Consider the following 19,446-nt stretch of genomic DNA (forward strand, 5'->3'; position numbering starts at 1 on the left):
GAAAATGTATATCGTTGGCAGAAGAAATTATTTAGACCAGTTATCAAAAACTTCATTGATGACTTTATTCTCGATAAAAATCATCTGCTACCACAGAGAATCTATAAATAATAGTGCGTAAGTCCTAGAGTAGTTGTAAGTAATAGAAAGAAAGGATATTGCCATGAGCATGGATGCTAATTTCAAAAATTATATGCAGCAGTTGTATGTTGCATTCACCGCGCATGATGCTGCACAAGATCATCGTTTAGCGCGCTATCGCAATATTGAACCAGATTCAGCATTATTTTTAGCGATACAAATTCGCCTTAAGCAGGCAAAGCAGATTTTAGAAATAGGAACATCAACAGGGTATTCAACGCTATGGTTGGCTGATGCAGCGAAAGCTACACAAGGACATGTGGATACCATAGAAATAGATGATTCTCGTATTATTCAAGCCAAACAGCACGCACAGCATTTGCAATTGATTAATTATATTCATTTTTATCAAGGGGATGCACTGATCTTTTTGCAAAATTTAAAGCAAAGTTATGATTTGATTTTGTTGGACGCAGAACGTGATGCTTATGTGCAATATTGGCAATATCTATCCCAAATTATGCATAAACAAGGTGGTGTATTGATTGTGGATAATGTTCTGTCACATGCGAATGATGTGGCTGACTTTATAAAAATGGTTGAGCAAGATAATCGCTTTGTGAGTACGACTTTAAACATTGGGGCAGGGGTGTTTATGGTGACTTTCCGAGATTAATCTAGAAAGACTTAAATCATTACGTTAAGTAAAATCAGGGTGTTTAGCCCTGATTTTTATTAGAAAACTGTGAAAAACTATCCTTGTAAAGAAACCCTAGAAAAATGTAGATCGTATTCTAAGTATTTGTGTACAAATGCTGTTTTGTCGCTACATCGTAGTAAATTATCATAAATAAATGGTGAAACTGGATAAAATAAATCGCCAGCACCATTGGCATAAAAAATTTTTAAGTATCGTGAAGAAGAACTATATTTCCAAGAAGTTACAGCAGTTGTAGTCATAAACATCCCCCTTAATGCATCGTTATCGTTGTGTTGCAGATGAAGGTCTTTATATTTTGAAACTAAGCTATATCCGTATGTTGAAGTATTGCAGATTTGTTAAAAATTAAAGTTTTATCTGAATAAGCATAGCTTAAAAAATAGTAAAACTTTCCATAAAAATAGCATGCTTTATTGTGGAAATAAGTAAAATATTTTCGCGCATGATTCTAAAATTCGAGTCCTTAGAACGTTCGGCATTGCTCGCTTTTGTTGCCTTTGACTTGATTGTTACTGCCATTCATTGTGAAAGTGTTTTCTGCGCAAATTAAATTGCCTGCGATTTCATTATCCGTAATCGCGATAGTGCCACTGTTTTTATTTAGCTTTAGGTCGCCAGAAATTTGATTATGACGTAATTGAATGTTTTTCCCTTGGATAAAATTGACATCTCCACTGATGTGATTGTGTTGAGCGATAATTTTTGAAAAGTTGTTTGCTGCTTCAATATTACCGTTCAAGTGATTATCTTTGAGTTCTAGGCTAGATCCATTTTGTAAAATCACGTCACCATAAATAATTAAACCTTCTAATAAGCAATTTTTTTTAATTTTTATATCATCACGGATCGTTTGATGTTTGATTTGACCATCACAATAGATGGCTGCAAAGCTAGGAATCGAACAACTGACTAAGCAGGCAAATAGCATGATGCATTTCATTGATTAACTTCTCCCAACCTAAAGCGAAATGGATAAAATATTATGTTAAAAATACTGAACTTTATAGATTGATATAAGTAGCTAAAAAGGTCGTTTTCAAGTTTTTTATAGTGCGTGTGTAAATTTGGATTTGTCTAAATTCATCAATAATATTAAAAAATCGCCATGTGTCAGATTTTCGGCTTATTGTGTGATGTAGATGCATATAACTTCAAAATGACAAGAATAAAAAACCACGCTAATTGCGTGGTTTTTTGAATCAGTTCAATCTAATGCAGATTAGATTTTACCAACTAGGTCGATTGAAGGAGCAAGAGTTGCGTCGCCTTCTTTCCATTTAGCTGGGCAAACTTCGCCTGGGTGAGCGTGTACGTATTGAGCAGCTTTAACTTTACGAAGAAGTTCAGAAGCATCACGGCCAATACCACCAGCGTTGATTTCAACGATTTGGATTTTACCTTCTGGATCGATAACGAAAGTACCACGATCTGCAAGACCGTCAGCTTCGATTAATACGTCAAAGTTTTTAGCAAGAGTCCAGTTTGCATCACCAACCATTACGTATTGGATTTTTTTGATTTCTTCTGAAGAATCGTGCCAAGCTTTGTGAGTGAAGTGAGTGTCAGTAGAAACTGAGTAGATTTCAACACCTAGTTTTTTGAATTCTTCGTAGTTGTCAGCAAGGTCGCCAAGTTCAGTTGGGCAAACAAAAGTAAAGTCAGCTGGGTAGAAGAATACTACAGACCATTTACCTTTAAGATCAGCTTCAGTTACTTCGATGAACTGACCGTTTTGGAAAGCTGTTGTTTTAAATGGTTTAACTTCAGTATTAATTAAGCTCATCATTGTCTCCATGATTGAGGTTTGTATTTGATTTCCAATAGGGTACAGAAATTTTTCTTATTGCTGAAATAGTATTTTTACATAACTAATATCGGAAAACCGAATTAACCTATGTTTAGCTATTTCCCAACAGACAAGTATTTCTTCTCATTTAACCGAACATATATGTGGATTAGATGACAACAAAGACTTGAATTATGCCCTGTACAGATATGGAGATGTTTAGTGCTTAATTCAAGGGGGGCTTTTTAATTTTTTTCAAAAAATGGCCTAAATTCTCCGATGAATCTTTGAATCCATTCAATATATAAAAGCTGTTTAAGGTTTACTTTTATATCGTGTGTTGATTTATATCTATATTGGTTAAAAATTTTGTGTCGCTCAGTGGTGTTGTGATTTGATTATCTAAAACGTTGAAGCTTGCAGGCCTGGGAATAGTGCAAAAAAGATTTGAATGCAAAGACTTTAATGAAAGCTACATTGGGAATCGTTATAAAACCGAGTAGAATATCGTGTTTTAAGATAGTGATAGGGCGTTCTCTTGGTGGCGAAAGATTTAAATGTAGAAAAAATGGTGATGGTTCGTGATGCACACCGTTTAAATCGATTGCGTAAGGGGAAAGACGCCAACGAAAAACAGTATGAAGAACTGTTTGAAAAATCAAATGCCAAAGTCCGCGAACGGATTGCCCGCATTCCCAATATTAAATTAAATCAAGATTTACCTGTTACGCAGTATGCGGACAAACTAATTGAAGCGATTCAGCAGCATCAGGTGATTATTGTTGCGGGTGAAACGGGTTCGGGTAAAACAACACAATTACCGCAAATTGCCATGCTTGCTGGGCGAGGTTTAACAGGCTTAATTGGTCATACCCAACCACGTCGATTGGCTGCACGTAGTGTTTCACAGCGTATTGCTGAAGAGGTTGGTGAGAAGCTCGGTGAGTCAATATCTTTTAAAGTCCGTTTTAACGAGCAAGGTTCGCAAGATTCGATTGTTCGTTTAATGACGGATGGTATTTTGCTCGCTGAACTCTCTAATGACCGTTTTTTAAATAAATACGACACGATTATTATCGATGAAGCGCATGAACGTTCGCTGAATATCGACTTCATTATGGGTTATCTAAAGCAGCTCTTGCCACGTCGTAAAGATTTAAAAGTCATCATTACCTCGGCGACTTTAGATGTAAATCGTTTTTCAAATTACTTTAATGGTGCGCCTATCTTTGAAGTGGAAGGTCGTAGCTTTCCGGTAGAACTCCGTTATCGTCCAATTTCAGAGCTGAGCATTGTTGGCAGTGATGACGATGAGTTTGATGATTTTGAAGAAAATTTACCGCGTGCCGTGGTTTCAGCGGTAGAAGAATGTTTTCAAGATGCACAGGAAAAAGGCCATCCTGAACATGCGGATATTTTGATTTTCGCCAGTACTGAACAAGAAATTCGTGAATTACAAGAAACCCTGCAGAAATTTGGCCCACGCCATACTGAAGTATTGCCTTTGTATGCACGACTGGCTTTAGCTGAGCAACAACGAATTTTTAATCCATCTGGTGGTGGACGACGCATTATTATTGCCACGAACGTGGCGGAAACGGCATTAACCGTACCTAATATTCGCTATGTGATTGATAGCGGCTTTGCACGTATATCGCGTTATAACTATCGTTCACGTGTGCAGCGCTTACCGATTGAAGCAGTATCACAGGCGGCTGCCAATCAACGTAAAGGGCGTTGTGGTCGTATTGCACCAGGTGTGTGTATTCGTCTGTATTCAGAAGAAGACTTTATGAGTCGCCCTGAATTTACCGAACCTGAGATTAAACGCACCAACTTGGCATCGGTGATTTTACAGATGCAAAGTTTAGGTTTTGGCGAATTAGAAGATTTTGACTTCATTGAACCGCCTGATCATCGCTTAGTGAATGATGGTCGTAAGCTGTTAATTGAGCTTGGCGCATTAAAAGATAAATCGGCCAAAGCGGATCAAGCGAAATTAGAAACGACAGCAAACAATACGAAGCACAAAAAACAGAACAATGAGGGTGCTTTAACTAAAATCGGTCAACAAATGGCAAAAATGCCGATTGACCCACGACTTGCCCGAATGATTTTGGGTGGTGCACATTTTGGTGTCCTAAATGAAGTTTTGATTATTGTTGCGGCTTTAGCAGTGCAAGATCCGCGTGAGCGTCCTGCCGATAAACAAATGCAAGCGGATCAAAAACATGCTTTATTCCGCGAAGCGGATTCGGACTTTTTATTTTATATCAAGCTCTGGGAAGCCTTGGTGGCTAACCGTGAGATGAGTGAGAACAAACGTCGTACCTTTGCACGCAATCATTTCCTGAGTTGGCTGCGTTTACGTGAGTGGAAAAAGACTCACGAGCAATTGGTCGATTTAGCGCAAGGCTTAAAACTTTCTTTTAATGAAAAGAAAGCCAGTTATGAAAATCTGCATCGCGCGCTGCTGACAGGTTTACTTTCGTTTATTGCTAATAAGACTGATGAACGCAACGTATTTATGGCAGTGCGTCAGCAAAAAGCACGTATTTTCCCCGCATCGACTTTGCATAAAACCAATACGCCGTGGGTGATGGCTTTTGAGATGGTGGAAACCTCTCAAGTTTATATTCGTACTTTAGCGAAAATTGAACCTGAATGGATTTTATTGGCTGCGGGGGATTTACTGAAACATCATTACTTTGAGCCGCATTGGTCGAAAAAAGCCGGTGTGGTGAATGCTTATGATCAAATTTCTTTATTTGGTTTGATCATTGAGCCGCGTCGTCCAATCAACTATGAAAAAGTAGATCAGCCTGCCGCACATGAAATTTTCTTAAGAGATGCCTTAACCACAGGTCATTTAGGTATTACACCGCCATTTTTAAAACACAATTTGCTGAAGCTTGAAGAAGTTGAACGTGTAGAAGATAAATTACGTCGTCGTGATTTGGTGGTGGATGAAGAAACAATTTACCAGTTCTATGCGTCTAAAGTGCCGGAAGATGTTGCTAGCCGCCGTTCATTTGAAGACTGGCGTGCGACTGTCGAACCACAGAATCCGCGTTATTTATTTGTAGATGATGATGCACTTTGGATGAATGACCGTCCAACGACGCAGCAATTCCCAGACTATTTGCGCAATGGTGAGCTGCGTTTAGCAGCAAGTTATCGCTTTGACCCAAGTCATGATGAAGATGGTGCAACTGTTAAAATACCTGTGCAAGCTTTACCGCAAGTGGATGAAAATATTTGGTCATGGGGCATTCCTGGTTGGCGTCAAGATTTAATCGAAGCCTTGCTCAAAGCTTTGCCAAAAGATAAACGTCGTCATTTGGTGCCCATTCCTGACACAGCGAAAAAGTTAATGAATCGTGTGGATGCGGTACATTTACGGGAGCATATTTTTAGTTTCTTGGCATTCCAATTACGTGGTGAGCAAATCACGGAAAAAGATTTTTCGTGGGAACGAGTTGAGCAATATTTATTACCGCTAATTAAAGTCATTGATGAAAAAGGTCGTGTGATTGAGCAAGGTCGTGATCTGGATGAATTAAAAGCCCGTTGTCGTACAGAAACTCATAGTCCAGTAAAACAGCTGAAAGGCGAGTTTAAAACGTTCCCAGAAAGTTTTGTGTTTGAGGCATCGCAAAAAGTCACAGGCGTTGTGGTGAAACAATACCAAGCCTTGGTGCCATCGAAAGATTTTGCTGCATTAACCGCAAAAGACGAATCAGGTGTAGTAATTCAAACCTTCAATGATCAAGCTGAAGCGGTAAAACAGCATCGTGAAGGGATCATTCATCTTGTACATATGCAACTGGGCGATTTGATTCGACAGTTAAAAAAGCAAATTTCTAAACCATTGGCATTGGCTTATTCGCCGTTGGGGGATAAGGCAAAACTTGAACAAATGTTAGTTTATGCCACACTGCAGCTTTCAATAAATGAGCTTCCTGTCAATGTGCAGGAGTATCAAAACCTCATTTTAAATGTAAAAAAATCTTTCTTAACTCATGGACAACAGGCATTGGCTGTTTTGAGTGAAACTTACATTCAATGGCAGGAAATTCGCCGGAAATTGTTGGTTTTAGATGATTCTGTGTTCGGAAAGAACATCGATGACATTGAAGATCAGTTGGATTTGATGCAACTTGCGGACTTTGTTTATGGCAAAACTTCCGATGTGTGGCTTGAATTTCCACGTTATTTGAAAGCATTGATCTTGCGTTTAGACCGCTTGCCAAATAATCTACAAAGGGACAATTCTGCCATTGATCAAGTTGACCCATGGATGGAAAAATTATTTAAGTTTAAAAACGACACTCGCCTTAAAGAATTGTATTTCATGGTTGAGGAGTTACGCATATCTTTATTCTCTCAACCGATGAAGACAAAGATGCCAATTTCTCCGTCTCGCTTACAAAAAGTATGGGATAAGCTTGGAATCAGTTAAGATATAGGTAATCTGAACAAGGAGTTTTACATGGGCATCCGCATTACGGGTACAGGTCTTTATCATCCAGAAGACGTAATTACTAACGAAGAGTTAGTTGAAGCTTTAAATGCTTATGTGGAACAGTATAACAGCGATAACGCTGAAAAAATTGAAGCAGGCGAGTTAGAAGCACGTCGTGGTTCAAGTGCAGAATTCATTGAAAAAGCATCTGGCGTAAAAGCACGTTATGTTGCTGAAAAAAGCGGTATTTTAGATCCAAAACGTTTACGTCCAGTATTGCATGAACGTTCAAATGATGAATTGTCTATTCAAGCGGAATGGGGCGTAGCTGCTGCAAAGCAAGCGATGGAAAATGCGGGTGTGACTGCTGAAGACATCGATGTTGTGATCTTGTCATGCTCTAACATTCAACGTGCATATCCAGCCGTTTCAATTGAAATTCAAACTGCGTTGGGTATCCAAGGTTATGCTTACGATATGAACGTGGCATGTTCTGCGGCAACGTTTGGTATTAAACAAGCCTACGATGCGATTAAAGCAGGCGCACGTCGTGTTTTATTGGTGAATGTAGAGATTACTTCGGGTCATACAGATTTCCGTCTACGTGACTGCCATTTCATCTTTGGTGATGTTGCAACTGCATCAATCATTGAAGAAACTGAAACCAAAGCAGGCTTTGAAGTTTTAGATATCGATCTGTTCACTCAATTTTCAAACAACATTCGCAACAACTTCGGTTACTTAAACCTAAGCGAAGTAGATGCTGACATTGACAATAACCGTTTCCGTCAAGACGGTCGTAAAGTGTTTAAAGAAGTTTGTCCATTGGTTGCGAAAATGATCACTAAGCAACTTGAAGACAATAAGATTGCTGCGACAGATGTGAAACGCTTCTGGTTACACCAAGCCAATGCCAGCATGAATGAATTGATTCTAAAATTGGTTGTGGGCAAAGAACATGCGCAACCAGATCTAGTCCCAATCATTCTTGATGAATTTGCCAATACTTCATCTGCCGGGGTAATCATTGCATTACACCGTACAGCAAACGAAGTAAACGATGGTGAATACGGTGTTCTTTGCTCATTCGGTGCAGGCTACTCAGTCGGTTCTGTACTTGTGCAAAAGCACGACGCTGCATAAGGAATAACGTTGCAGGTTGAGCACGATGCAAAGTGGATAAAGCGTTTAAGCGTTTTATCCCGTATGTATTTCACACCGACATTTTTAGGCGCGGAATATATTGATGCATCTAAACCTGCAATGTATGTAGGAAATCACACGATTTATGGGGTTCTAGATTCACCATTAATTATTGATTATCTCTACAATGAACATAAAGTGGCTGTGGTCAGTATTGCTGATCATAGCCATTTTTATTTGCCTGGATGGCGTGGCATGGTGAAAAAGTTTGGTGCCGTGCGAGGTATTCAAGACTATGTACGATCCGTGATGCAACAAGGTTATTCAATCTTGGTTTTTCCTGGCGGTGGTCGTGAAGTATTAAAACGTAAAGGTGAAGCTTATCAATTGATTTGGAAGCAGCGTTACGGCTTCTTAAAACTGGCTCAAGAGTTTGATTATGACATTGTGCCTTTTGCTGCGTTAGGCGGTGATGAAGTTTTTGAATTGGGTTTTGATGCCAGTGCTATTGTGGAAAATCGTTGGTTTAAGCAACTTTTAAAAATAGAAAAACTTGATCAATTATTGCGCCATGGTGATGTGATCCCATCTTTGCCAAAACGAATTATCCCGAAAAGAATTCCTTTCTATTTTCAATTTATGCCTAGACAGAGTCTGAAGCATATTCAAAGCATTGATGAATTAAAACTGTACCGTGAACAACTACAACTCGATATATATGCCGCATTAGCCAATTTGAAACAGGTTCGCGCGCAACATCATTCTTCCAAATAATATTAAAAACTTTTCTTCTGCGTCATGTTGAGTTTTCAAGCATTTTAATACCATTGATCTAAATCACTGGCTCAATCTATTTCAGCAGCATATATTATGAGCTTGAAAAATAATCAAGGTCATTGGGTGCGGAAATGAAGGGGAACAGTGCAAAGCCGCAACGAGAACAACATTTACAAGAAACTGCTCTGCAGATTATTCGTATTTCACCTGTTTTAGAACAACTTTATCAAGAGCAGTTGGCGATTGTGGGTGCCATTAATGCACAAAATCTTTTTAAAATTGATTCCACTGCACATAAAGTAAGTGTGTTAAATGGTTGTTGCGAGATTCAATTTCAAAGCACAAAATCTTTGAGTGCTCAATTTCCTCGAAGTCCAATTAAACCCATAAAAATAGCTTCTTTTTACAGTCAATATCCGCAGTTTGAAGCGCTTGAAGACTTTTTTTTACATGATATTTATTTTCTAACAGGTGATTTAAAGACGCAGCATTCACTTTTTTTGCGTAATAAAGCTCAGCAATTACGGACTTTAATTTTTGAGCATGTATATGTGTGGCTAGATGGGGCTGAGCGCATATCGAATTTCATATCGCAGATGAGTTTGGTGCAAGCAGAGATTATTGATCAATTGATGATGAGGCAGAACTGCTATCAACATGATGTGATGCGTGATTATGTTCAAACGCAACAACCTATTCCAAAACAAGTAGTGACACTATTTCAGCAGATGTTTTGCTTGAGTTATTTAGATGATCCGACATTATTAAGCATTCAATCCTTAATGGATAGTTATGATGAGTTTTGCTTTTCAGCAGCGCAATTTTTAGATGCTGATATCTATCGTATTATGACACTGGCTTATCCAGAGCGATTTAATTTAAATGAATTGAATGAACATGTAGATGACATTATTTTATTAATGGATCATGTACACGAGCGACCTAATCTATTGGGATTTATACGGTTAATGCAACGCGATGCTTGGCATAAGCAGGATTTACTTTCGCAAGCGCATTTTTTAAATCACAATTCAGTATGGCAAAAGAAAGTTGGAAAATTACCGATACTTGACAGTAAGCGGGCAGTGAAATGGTTATTCAAACAGCCTGCTTTAGTTTCTGATTGGCTCAGTCAACATTTTCAACATAGTAGTGTACGTGTTGCGATGACAGCCTTGAGTTTTGTGGATACCAGTCGCATTCATCCCACAGTTATTTTGTCGACTTTGCAATATTTTCAATTCATAGCTGTTAAGCTGTTTATCCAGCGTTGTTTTGCACAAGCTTTAGATCAAGGCTGGTTCGAAGCTAAAGAAAATACGCAATTTATTTTAAAAGATAGACAAAATAAGACAGATGATCATCGTATTGCTATTAGCCCGTCTATTTTATATCTAGATGAATGGTTGTTATTCATGCGGCAAAGTGTTGGTTTGAATGATTTAGCGATTAAAAAAGTCTATCAGCCACTTAGTCGTATGATGCAAGCGTATATGCTCTATTTAAATGAATGTATAGCTACACTTCCTACAGCACTTGTCCCTTATATACGTGTAGAAATGCAAGAAAATCGGGATTTTATAAACCAATTACATCATCATAAAATTCAATTGCATGATTTTCGACAATTGTTTTATTTAAAATCCAATCATACGCGTGTCACAGTATTTGATGCCTATGTCCGCGACTATATAAGTGCGGTCTTTACAGGGCAATATATAGCAAAAAATATTAGTTGGAAGGGATTGTTTTATCAAGCAGTACGATGGCATGACACTATTCAAAAACAAGAAATTATCAATAAATTAAAAAAAGAATATGACACAATCATTTGGCCATCTTTGAGTCCACAGTCGATTTTGGTTTTTGAAGGGTGGGCGTTTGAAGAGCTGAGCTCTATCACCCGTATTATTGAGGAGTCAAAACGCTGTCGACATTGTTTAGCTATGAGTTATAGCAACAAAATTGTAGAGGGGGAATATGTTGCTTTTCATGTAAGCCAACTTGAAACACAGCAACATATGACACTCGGATGTGCCATTCAGCAGCATGAATTGATCTTTGATCAGTTGGAATATCCTGATAACACACCAGCATCTCCTGAAGTGATTGAAGTCGCAAAGAAATTTATTCAGTGGTTCAATAGTATTAAACAAAAATAAGAAGCCTTAGCAAAGCATTTAGCCAAGTGAGCTTAACTTTTGTGGCAAAAATCGTTAGGCTATAGCCGTTCTTTTATGGTTATAGGTCTTATGAAACAGGAAACTGCACTCAAGCTACTCAAAGCAGGCGAAAATGTATTCTTAACAGGTTCGGCTGGTGCAGGTAAGACTTATACGCTTAATCAATATATTAACTATCTTAAAGCACGCAAAGTCACCGTGGCTATTACCGCTTCGACAGGCATTGCTGCGACACATATGAATGGTATGACTATTCACACATGGGCAGGGATTGGCATTAAAGATGCAATCTCTGAAGATGAACTAAAACGCCTAAAAGAACGCAAGTACTTAAAAGAACATTTAGAAAATGCGCAAGTTTTGATTATTGATGAAATTTCGATGTTGCATGCGAAGCAACTTAATTTGGTCAATAAAGTCCTAAAATTTTTTAAAGAAAGTGACGATGCCTTTGGTGGTATTCAAGTGATTGTGGCAGGGGATTTCTTTCAGTTACCGCCTGTTGGTCGCAATGGAGAGCGTAACCGCGATAAGTTTTGCTTTATGTCAGAAGCTTGGGTTGAAGCAAAATTTCGTGTTTGCTACTTAACTGAGCAGCATCGACAAGGTAATGATTATCTCAATGATATTCTAAATGCGATTCGTGCCCAGCAAATTAACGACAATCATATACAAGCCTTACAACAAACGCGCAGTCAAGATATTGGTGAAACCTTTACGCGTTTATATACCCATAACATGGACGTCGACAGTATTAACTTTAAGCATCTTAATGAAATTGACCAAGAATCAAAACAGTTTGATGCGCAGTGCGATGGGAATGATAAGCTAATAGAAACTTTAAAATCATCTGTCCGTGCACCAGAAACCTTAACGCTTAAGAAAAATGCCAAAGTCATGTTTGTTAAAAACAACTTTGATGTGGGCTATATCAACGGCAGTTTGGGGGAAGTGGTTGGCTTTGAGGAAGATGATGAATATGGCATTTTACCGAAAGTAAAACTAACGGATGGTACAACCTTAGTGGTTGAGCCTGAAATTTGGTCGGTAGATAATGATGATGGTAAAACGATTGCGAGTTTTCAGCAAATTCCACTGCGTTTGGCCTGGGCAATCACCATTCATAAATCTCAAGGTATGACATTAGAAGCAGCTGAAATTAACCTGAGTCATACTTTTGAAAATGGTCAGGGCTATGTAGCTTTATCACGTTTAAAAACACTCGAAGGCTTACGTTTACTTGGTTTTAATGAGCAGGCATTAGAGTTAGATAGTCTCGCGATTAAGGCAGATAAGCGTTTTCAGGAATTGTCAGATGAAGCTGAAAGTAATTTCATTGATACGGATTTGACTGTTCAACACAAAGCCTTTATTCGCCATTGTGGTGGTACGTTGAATGAAACGGAAATTGAGCGCAATGAAAAGAAATTAGCCAAATCTGGTACAAAGCAAAGTTTTGCTACAGCTACCCTTGATCAAACGCGAGAATTGTTTGAAGACGGTTATGAAATTCAAGATATTGCTGTGGAACGTGGCTTAACACCTGCGACGATTATTAATCATTTAGCTCGTTTGCAAAAAGAACAAGGTTTGGATATTTCAATTGCGCATCCTGGTGAGGATGTGGTTGAACAAGTTCGCAAAATTTATAAACGCTTGAATAAGCGTCAAGATCCAGCACACTACAATGATGATGGCACAATTAAATTGCGTCCAATTGTGGAATTAACCAGTCCTCGTATGGGATATGATCAGGTGCGATTGGCGCTCTTATTTGTCGAATAAATGCTTTTGTCATCAATAAACTTAAAGCTAAAAAGCCAGATGAAAGATATCTGGCTTTTTTAATTTAAAAGAAAATTTATGCAAAAGAAGTTGAAGTGATGATTTAACTCTCACTTAATTTAAATATTGAATAAAATTGATTTAAAAAATGATAAAATGAGATAAATTCATTTATGCTTTGCTGAATATATAAAATTTTAAAGCATTGCTGCTATATACGAGATTATCTTCATGTTGGAACTACGTCATCTCAAAACCATGCTTGCCCTAAGAGAACACGGCTCATTAGTGGCGGCTTCCAATGATTTGTGTTTAACACCTTCTGCTATTTCACATCAATTGAAAGAATTAGATCATTGGTATGGTGTTGAAGTGGTGAACCGTCGTACACGCCCAGTGACATTTTCAAATGTTGGGCAACGTTTGTTGCGCTTAGCAGATGATATTTTGCCGCAAGTACAAATTGCTCAATCAGACATTACACGTATTGTGCATGGTCAAACGGGGCGGATTATTTTTTCTTCGGAATGTCACAGTTGTTTTGATTGGTTAATGCCATTACTGAATGTCTATCGTCAGCAATATCCGGATGTTGATCTGGATTTTGCATCAGGTTTTGAATCTAATCCGCATGAGCTTTTACAAACAGGCGAATTTGATTTACTGATTACAGCCGATCCAATCAGTTTGAAAGGAATCGAATATTTCCCAATTTTTGAATATGAATCACGTTTGGTTCTTTCTAATACTCATCCACTGGTTCGAGTACCACATATCACGGTACAAGAGTTAGCAGAAGAAACACTGATCACTTATCCAGTCGATAAGCATCGTTTGGATATTATGGCAAAACTATTTATTCCAGCGAATATTTTACCTAAACAAGTGCGAACCACAGATTTAACACAGATGTTGATTCAATTGGTTGCGAGTGGACGTGGTATTGCGGCATTGCCAGATTGGGTAGTTAATGAATATGAACAAAAAGGTTGGGTGACTTCACGTCGTTTAGACTGTGTATCTCCACAAGGGTTACGTCGAACGCTTTATGCTGGCTATCGCACTGAAGAAACTGAAAAAAGTTATTTTGAAGGTTTCTTAAAGCAGCTCGCGAAGTTTTCGCAAAAGCGCAATCATTACTATACGTCATAAGAGTAGAAGGTCAGTATGATGCAGCATCTCTTTGTTTATGGCACGTTACGTTTAGGGCAACCAAATGCACATGTGATGGAAGCGATTGGTGGGACATGGCAAAAAGGCTATGTGCTTGGTGAATTGATAAATGAAGGCTGGGGTGCAGCGATGGGAAGCCCAGGAATCCGCTTATCATCACAGAAAGATCAAGTACATGGATACGTATTTAGTTCCGTGCATCTAGAACAACATTGGGCTGCATTAGATGAATTTGAAGGTGCTGAATATGAGCGTGTGAATGTCATGGTGATGCTAGAAAATGGAGAGACCATGCGAAGCCAAATCTATGCTTTAAAATCAAACTAGGGCCAATTTATTTCTATCTATCGTTCATATTGATCATAGATTCAAGCAGTCTCTAAAGCGCTAAATCTATATTTTATACTTATGAGTTGACGCTTTTTTATGTAACGGCTGTAAAGTCATGTGCTCTTGGCTATACAAGTGAAAGAATAGTTTTTAAAATTTGCTAACTCCCATTCATCTGCTGTTTGTCTGAGCAATATAATGTCTAAACCAATTGGACCCACTCCAAGTCAACTGATGTCTGTAATTCAGACGCAGACTGCCATAGCAAAGTTAGGTTTAGATTTAAATGCAGTCATGACAGTTGTTGCTGAGCAAGCGCAGGCCATTACTCATGCAAAAGGGGCAGTTGTTGAGCTGGCTGAAGATGGTGATATGGTTTATCGTGCTGTATCGAATGGTGCGAGCCATTTACTGGGACTACGCTTACATATTCAGAATAGCTTGTCTGGTATGTGTATTGAGCAAAAGCAAACTTTATACTGTAAAGATTCTGAGAATGATACACGGGTTGATCGTGAAGCATGTCGCCGCGTAGGCTTGCGTTCTGGCGGTTGTACCTTTGCTGCACTGTGATGAGGCTGTCGGTGTACTTAAAATCTATTCTGAGCAGGTAGATGCATTTAAACAAGAAGATTTGCATATACTCAGTTTAATGTCTGAACTAATTGCTGCTGCCATGTATCATGCTACTCGTTTTGGTGCTAAAGAATTATATAAACTCGCAACCCAAGACAGTTTAACCGGTTTGGCAAATCGTGCGTTGTTTGTCGACTTTTTACGTCAAGGTGTTGTGAAAGCACGCCAAGAAAATAAAGTCCTAGGTATCTTGATGATTGACATGGATGGTCTTAAACCGATTAATGATCAATTTGGACATCGTATTGGTGATGCCGCATTAAAAGAAATTGCGCAGCGAATACTCAGTGAAACGCGCCAAGATGATTTGGTGGCACGTTTAGGTGGTGATGAGTTTGCGGTAATTTTAACCAATATTGCCAATCACGAACGTGCTCAAGCAGCGATGAATCGTATCGCAGAGCATTGTGGTTTACCTTTTATCTTTGAAAAAATCAGTTTAAAAATTGGTGCCAGTGTCGGCCTGGCTTTGTTCCCAGAAGATGCACAGTCTATAGATCAATTGGTTGAATTTGCAGATTTGAAAATGTATGCGAATAAGCGCGTGCGTAAACAAATTAACGATCATTCAAATATTTGATTTAAATATTAGCTTATTGATTTTACGACTAAAATAATTTTATTGTCTTGTTAAGCTGATTGGTAAGTTTACCGTGTTTGTTTGCTTACCATGAAATGGCTGTCTAAAGATCTCCTCATAATCATTGCTGGATTTGTTGCGGCAATGCATATTGGAAAATTACCACCTGCAATTCCAGTGCTCCAGCAACAGTTGGGGATCAGTCTCATTCAATCAGGTTTATTGCTGTCCTTGGTACAAGGCGCTGGAATGTGCTTTGCCTTGCTTATTGGTAGCTATACTCAAAGATTAGGCTTTAAGCGCTGTATTATGCTAGGTTTGGCATTATTAGTAGCTGCGAGTGCAATTGGTAGCTTTGCCCAAAGTGTAAGCCTGTTACTGATTTTACGGGTCATTGAAGGCTTTGGCTTTTTACTTGTGACTTTGACTGGCCCAGCATTTATTCGTCAGTTAGTTCCTTTAGAGCAAATCAGTAGCAAGATGGGGCTGTGGAGTTCTTACATGGGCGGCGGAATGGGGATTGCTTTATTGGTTGCACCATTTGTTATCGCGCAATTTGGTTGGCAAGCTGTATGGCTTAGTTTCGCAGGATTAACTTTTGTATTGATGCTGATTATTGCATGGCTCGTACCAAATCCAAGTCAGCAATTGGCCTCAGTTTCAGTCCTTACATTAATCAAGCATACACTCAAGCATCCTTCGGCCTGGTTGTTAGCACTTATTTTTGGTACTTATGCAGGGCAATGGTTTGCACTTGTTGGATTTTTACCGACAATTTATGTACAGAATAATATTTCTGCACAGTTGGCTGGAGCTTTAACAGCGAGTGTTGCTATTGCAAATGCCGTTGGCACATTTGGCTGTGGGTTGATGTTACATCGAGGTTTTCAGGCTAAAACTTTAGTCCAAGTTGGATTTGGTGTTCTCATTTTATGTTCACTAAGTTTCTATCTTTTTAAAGATCAGTTGCCATTTATTCTGCAATATTTGAGCGTGTTTAGCTTTTCTTTATTCGGTGGATTGGTTGCAGCGATTGTCTTTGCACAGGCGATCCATTTTGCACCATATCAAGCTGCAATCAGTACGACAGTTGGTTTGGTTTTACAATGTTCAGCAATTTCTCAGTTCTTGTTACCTCCCGTGATAGCATTGACTGTAGATCAAACTCAGACTTGGGTTTGGGCGGGTGTCATTATGGCAAGTTTATCTGGGGTCGGTATTTTATTAAGTCGACGTTTATTTAAATCGTTATAAGGTCATTGCGGCAGATTGTAATTCTGCTGCATATCTATTCAGTGTGCTTTATTTAAAATTAAGGTTTAATCCCGATCAATAGGGACAAAATCCCAGCTGCAATCAATGGGCCAACAGGTACGCCACGCAGCATTGCGACACCTGCTACAGTTCCGATTAAAAGGCCAGCAACGATATCAGGTGAGTTTGACATAAGTTTAACACCACGGCCACCGAGCCATGCAACAAAGACACCAATTGCAATGGCCAAAATTGATTTCCAACTGAGAAAAGATTTTAGAATTGAATCCCCTGGAATTTTTCCGCTGGCGATAGGCGTTAAAACGCCAATGGTTAAAATAATAATGCCGATGTTTAGACCGTATTGCTGTAAGTACGGGAAAAATTCACTCAACGGTGTAATACGAAAGACGATAAGTACACCAGCAGCGATAGTAATGGCTGTGTTGTGACTGAAAATACCGCATGCCAATAATACGATAAGCACGATTAAGTTTAAGTCTAATTGGGACATGTTGATTGGGGAGAGAAATTAAATTTGATCATTATTTTACCCCAATTTTATCGCTAGAAAGTTAAAGCATTCAACAATCGGTTCAAACAGCAACTTATCTAAGCTGAAACAAGGTAAAATGTCAGTCTGAAATTTCAATTGAGTTCCGTTTATGTTTTTGGAAAAAATGCTGCAGTCACAAGGTTTTGGTTCTCGTAAATATTGTCAGCAAATAATTAAAAACGGTGCGATTGAAATTAATTCGGAAGTGATAACCAATCCAAAACAAAAACTTGATTTAAAAGACTTGGTTTTTTCAGTGTATGGGCATGAATATACTTATCGGGAACATGTGTACATTGCTTTAAATAAACCAAAAGGCTATGAGTGTTCGCATCAGGCTACACATCATTTTAGTGTATTTGAGTTTTTTGATGAGGTATTGCTAAATCGTGGCTTGCAATGTGTTGGGCGTCTTGATCAGGATACGACAGGGCTATTGCTATTAACAGATGATGGTCAATATTTGCAGGCACTTACACATCCCAAAAAGCATGTGCCAAAGGTTTATCAAATGCACACGGCGGATGCGGTGACGACGGCTCAAGTTGAGCAGTTAGAACACGGGGTAGAACTGCGGAATGAAAGCGGTGTGTTTGCTGCCACAGGTGTAAAAATATTGGCTGAACATCAATTGGAAATGACGGTACACCAAGGTGTATATCATCAGGTAAAACGTATGCTCGCCGCTGTTGGCAATAAAGTTGAACAGCTACATCGGGCGAAAGTAGGACAACTAAGCTTGGAAGGCTTAGATGAAGGTGAATGGATGTATTTAACCGCCGAGCAAATTGAACAGTCCAAGTTTCGTGCTCTGTAATTTCAAAGTATCTGTCAATTTGAAAAGGGCTTTCTTATACAAATCTGATTTTTGGAATCATTTAAATAAGAAAGCCGATGCGGTATAAGGTTGATTTTATTTGGTAATTAGCCTACTAAAAGTAACTATAAGTCGTGTTTAAGAATTAAAAAATGTTGGTGAAAGAATTTAGCGAATAAAATAATGATAGGTTTGAAATTCATCATCTTTAACAAAGCCCATGGATTCATAAAGCTGATGTGAGTGATAATTATTTTTTTGTGTTTCAAGACTAATTCTTAATGCATTTTCATGCTGGGCAAATAATACTGCGGTATCGATGAGTTGGCGCGCAGAGCCTTGGCGACGAAAAACTGGGCTGACATAGACATCATCTAAAATATAATAGGTCGAGCAAGCAGCGGAAGAAAAACCTAAATACAGCAGAACAAAACCGGTAATCGTTTCATCTTTTAAACAAATAAAAATAACACTTTGATTATTTTCAAAACGTTGCTTTAAAAAATGCGAAGATAAATCGAGATTTGAAGATGAGCCATAAAATTGGCGATATTCATCGAAAAGAACAGCAAGGGGAATGAGATCTGCATCAGTGGCACGTCGAACAATCATTATTTATATACTCCATGCTATTTTTATAGTCTTGCATGAAGCATATCGAAATTTTGGAATTGGTTGATTTATAAATTGTTTATAAATGCGACAGTGTTAAGTTTTGTCACTTTCACCCAAAATGGCATTTAATTCTTCAAATAAATCTAAATGATCATCATCAAGCAAAGGATCATTTTTTAGAATTTCTAATTCAGCAGGGCTAATCTCAGTGGTCGATAACGCCAGTGATTCTTGCTGTTTTAATTTACGTAATTTAATCAGCTGTTCAATATTGATATTTTGATTTTCAATAGAGAAGGGGATGGATTTAGTTAAAACCACCTGTTTGAAAAATAGGCGTACGGCTTGGGCAGGTGTAATCCCCAATTGTTTAAATACGGCAAATGCTTGCTTCTTTTCCTGAGAATCGAGGCGGATTTGGTAGACTTCAGTTTTTCTCATATTTTTAGAAAGCTTTAAATTACTTAACTTTTCGCATTTATTCTAATCAAAAATACTATAAATTCAATATTCTTTGGAAGTATTTTATCAATAAAATGTAATG

16 protein-coding genes and 2 pseudogenes are annotated in these 19,446 nt (G+C 38.4%); 12 read left to right on the plus strand and 6 right to left on the minus strand.

Going from position 1 to position 19,446, the window contains the following annotated elements:
- Both FTT84_RS04425 and FTT84_RS04430 read left to right on the plus strand, forming a co-directional pair.
- Positions 1-111: pseudogene (locus tag FTT84_RS04425) on the plus strand (IS701 family transposase); the annotation flags it as partial.
- 52 nt (positions 112-163) lie between these two features.
- Positions 164-757, plus strand: a complete 594-nt coding sequence (locus tag FTT84_RS04430; RefSeq protein WP_180080113.1) for an O-methyltransferase — start codon at positions 164-166, stop codon at positions 755-757.
- 77 nt (positions 758-834) lie between these two features.
- On the opposite strand, the gene FTT84_RS04435 is transcribed toward FTT84_RS04430, so the two are convergent.
- The 3 genes from FTT84_RS04435 to ahpC all read right to left on the minus strand — a co-directional run bounded on the left by FTT84_RS04435 (position 835) and on the right by ahpC (position 2,585).
- Positions 835-1,041: a KTSC domain-containing protein gene (locus tag FTT84_RS04435; protein ID WP_081410344.1), complete on the minus strand. Its 207-nt coding sequence runs from the start codon at positions 1,039-1,041 to the stop codon at positions 835-837.
- 224 nt (positions 1,042-1,265) lie between these two features.
- Positions 1,266-1,742: a hypothetical protein gene (locus FTT84_RS04440; protein WP_180080116.1), complete on the minus strand. Its 477-nt coding sequence runs from the start codon at positions 1,740-1,742 to the stop codon at positions 1,266-1,268.
- Positions 1,743-2,021: 279 nt separating this feature from the next.
- Positions 2,022-2,585, minus strand: coding sequence for an alkyl hydroperoxide reductase subunit C (gene ahpC / locus FTT84_RS04445; protein WP_067767636.1), 564 nt, complete (start codon positions 2,583-2,585; stop codon positions 2,022-2,024).
- 544 nt (positions 2,586-3,129) lie between these two features.
- On the opposite strand from ahpC, the gene hrpA reads away from it, so the two are divergent.
- From hrpA to FTT84_RS04490, 9 genes and pseudogenes are all read left to right on the plus strand, one after another.
- Entirely contained in the window at positions 3,130-7,050 is a 3,921-nt protein-coding gene (gene hrpA / locus FTT84_RS04450) for an ATP-dependent RNA helicase HrpA (RefSeq protein ID WP_180080118.1), read from the plus strand.
- A gap of 30 nt (positions 7,051-7,080) precedes the next feature.
- The gene (locus FTT84_RS04455; RefSeq protein WP_067767582.1) at positions 7,081-8,196 is read left to right on the plus strand and encodes a beta-ketoacyl-ACP synthase III; all 1,116 of its coding nucleotides are present in this window, start codon (positions 7,081-7,083) and stop codon (positions 8,194-8,196) included.
- 9 nt (positions 8,197-8,205) lie between these two features.
- Positions 8,206-8,970 carry a 1-acyl-sn-glycerol-3-phosphate acyltransferase gene (locus tag FTT84_RS04460; protein ID WP_067767579.1) on the plus strand — a complete coding sequence of 255 codons (765 nt, stop codon included), beginning with the start codon at positions 8,206-8,208 and terminating at the stop codon, positions 8,968-8,970.
- A 134-nt stretch (positions 8,971-9,104) separates the two neighbouring features.
- Positions 9,105-11,135 carry a hypothetical protein gene (locus tag FTT84_RS04465; protein WP_180080121.1) on the plus strand — a complete coding sequence of 677 codons (2,031 nt, stop codon included), beginning with the start codon at positions 9,105-9,107 and terminating at the stop codon, positions 11,133-11,135.
- 90 nt (positions 11,136-11,225) lie between these two features.
- On the plus strand, positions 11,226-12,941 hold the full coding sequence (locus FTT84_RS04470; RefSeq protein WP_180080124.1) for an AAA family ATPase: 1,716 nt from the start codon (positions 11,226-11,228) through the stop codon (positions 12,939-12,941).
- Between the two features lie 231 nt (positions 12,942-13,172).
- A complete protein-coding gene (locus FTT84_RS04475; RefSeq protein ID WP_067767570.1) occupies positions 13,173-14,093 on the plus strand; it encodes a LysR family transcriptional regulator in 921 nt (306 codons plus the stop codon).
- Between the two features lie 18 nt (positions 14,094-14,111).
- A complete protein-coding gene (locus tag FTT84_RS04480) occupies positions 14,112-14,441 on the plus strand; it encodes a gamma-glutamylcyclotransferase (RefSeq protein ID WP_180080126.1) in 330 nt (109 codons plus the stop codon).
- Positions 14,442-14,642: 201 nt separating this feature from the next.
- Positions 14,643-15,660 (plus strand): annotated as a pseudogene (locus tag FTT84_RS04485) (diguanylate cyclase domain-containing protein).
- Between the two features lie 90 nt (positions 15,661-15,750).
- A complete protein-coding gene (locus tag FTT84_RS04490) occupies positions 15,751-16,914 on the plus strand; it encodes a CynX/NimT family MFS transporter (RefSeq protein WP_180080128.1) in 1,164 nt (387 codons plus the stop codon).
- Positions 16,915-16,972: 58 nt separating this feature from the next.
- On the opposite strand, the gene FTT84_RS04495 is transcribed toward FTT84_RS04490, so the two are convergent.
- Complete coding sequence (locus FTT84_RS04495) at positions 16,973-17,428, minus strand: DUF441 domain-containing protein (protein WP_067767565.1); 456 nt, start codon at positions 17,426-17,428, stop codon at positions 16,973-16,975.
- A 151-nt stretch (positions 17,429-17,579) separates the two neighbouring features.
- Between FTT84_RS04495 and FTT84_RS04500 the strand changes: the two genes are divergently transcribed.
- The gene (locus FTT84_RS04500; RefSeq protein ID WP_180080130.1) at positions 17,580-18,287 is read left to right on the plus strand and encodes a pseudouridine synthase; all 708 of its coding nucleotides are present in this window, start codon (positions 17,580-17,582) and stop codon (positions 18,285-18,287) included.
- Between the two features lie 168 nt (positions 18,288-18,455).
- Here FTT84_RS04500 and FTT84_RS04505 read toward each other — a convergent pair whose 3' ends face one another.
- Together FTT84_RS04505 and FTT84_RS04510 are read right to left on the minus strand one after the other, a co-directional pair.
- Complete coding sequence (locus FTT84_RS04505; protein WP_067767559.1) at positions 18,456-18,899, minus strand: GNAT family N-acetyltransferase; 444 nt, start codon at positions 18,897-18,899, stop codon at positions 18,456-18,458.
- Positions 18,900-18,995: 96 nt separating this feature from the next.
- Positions 18,996-19,343, minus strand: a complete 348-nt coding sequence (locus FTT84_RS04510) for a type II toxin-antitoxin system RelB/DinJ family antitoxin (protein WP_180080133.1) — start codon at positions 19,341-19,343, stop codon at positions 18,996-18,998.
- Positions 19,344-19,446: the final 103 nt, after the last annotated feature.

Origin of the sequence: Acinetobacter sp. YH01019 (assembly GCF_013420285.1) — a bacterium.
GTDB classification, from domain to species: Bacteria; Pseudomonadota; Gammaproteobacteria; order Pseudomonadales; family Moraxellaceae; genus Acinetobacter; species Acinetobacter gandensis.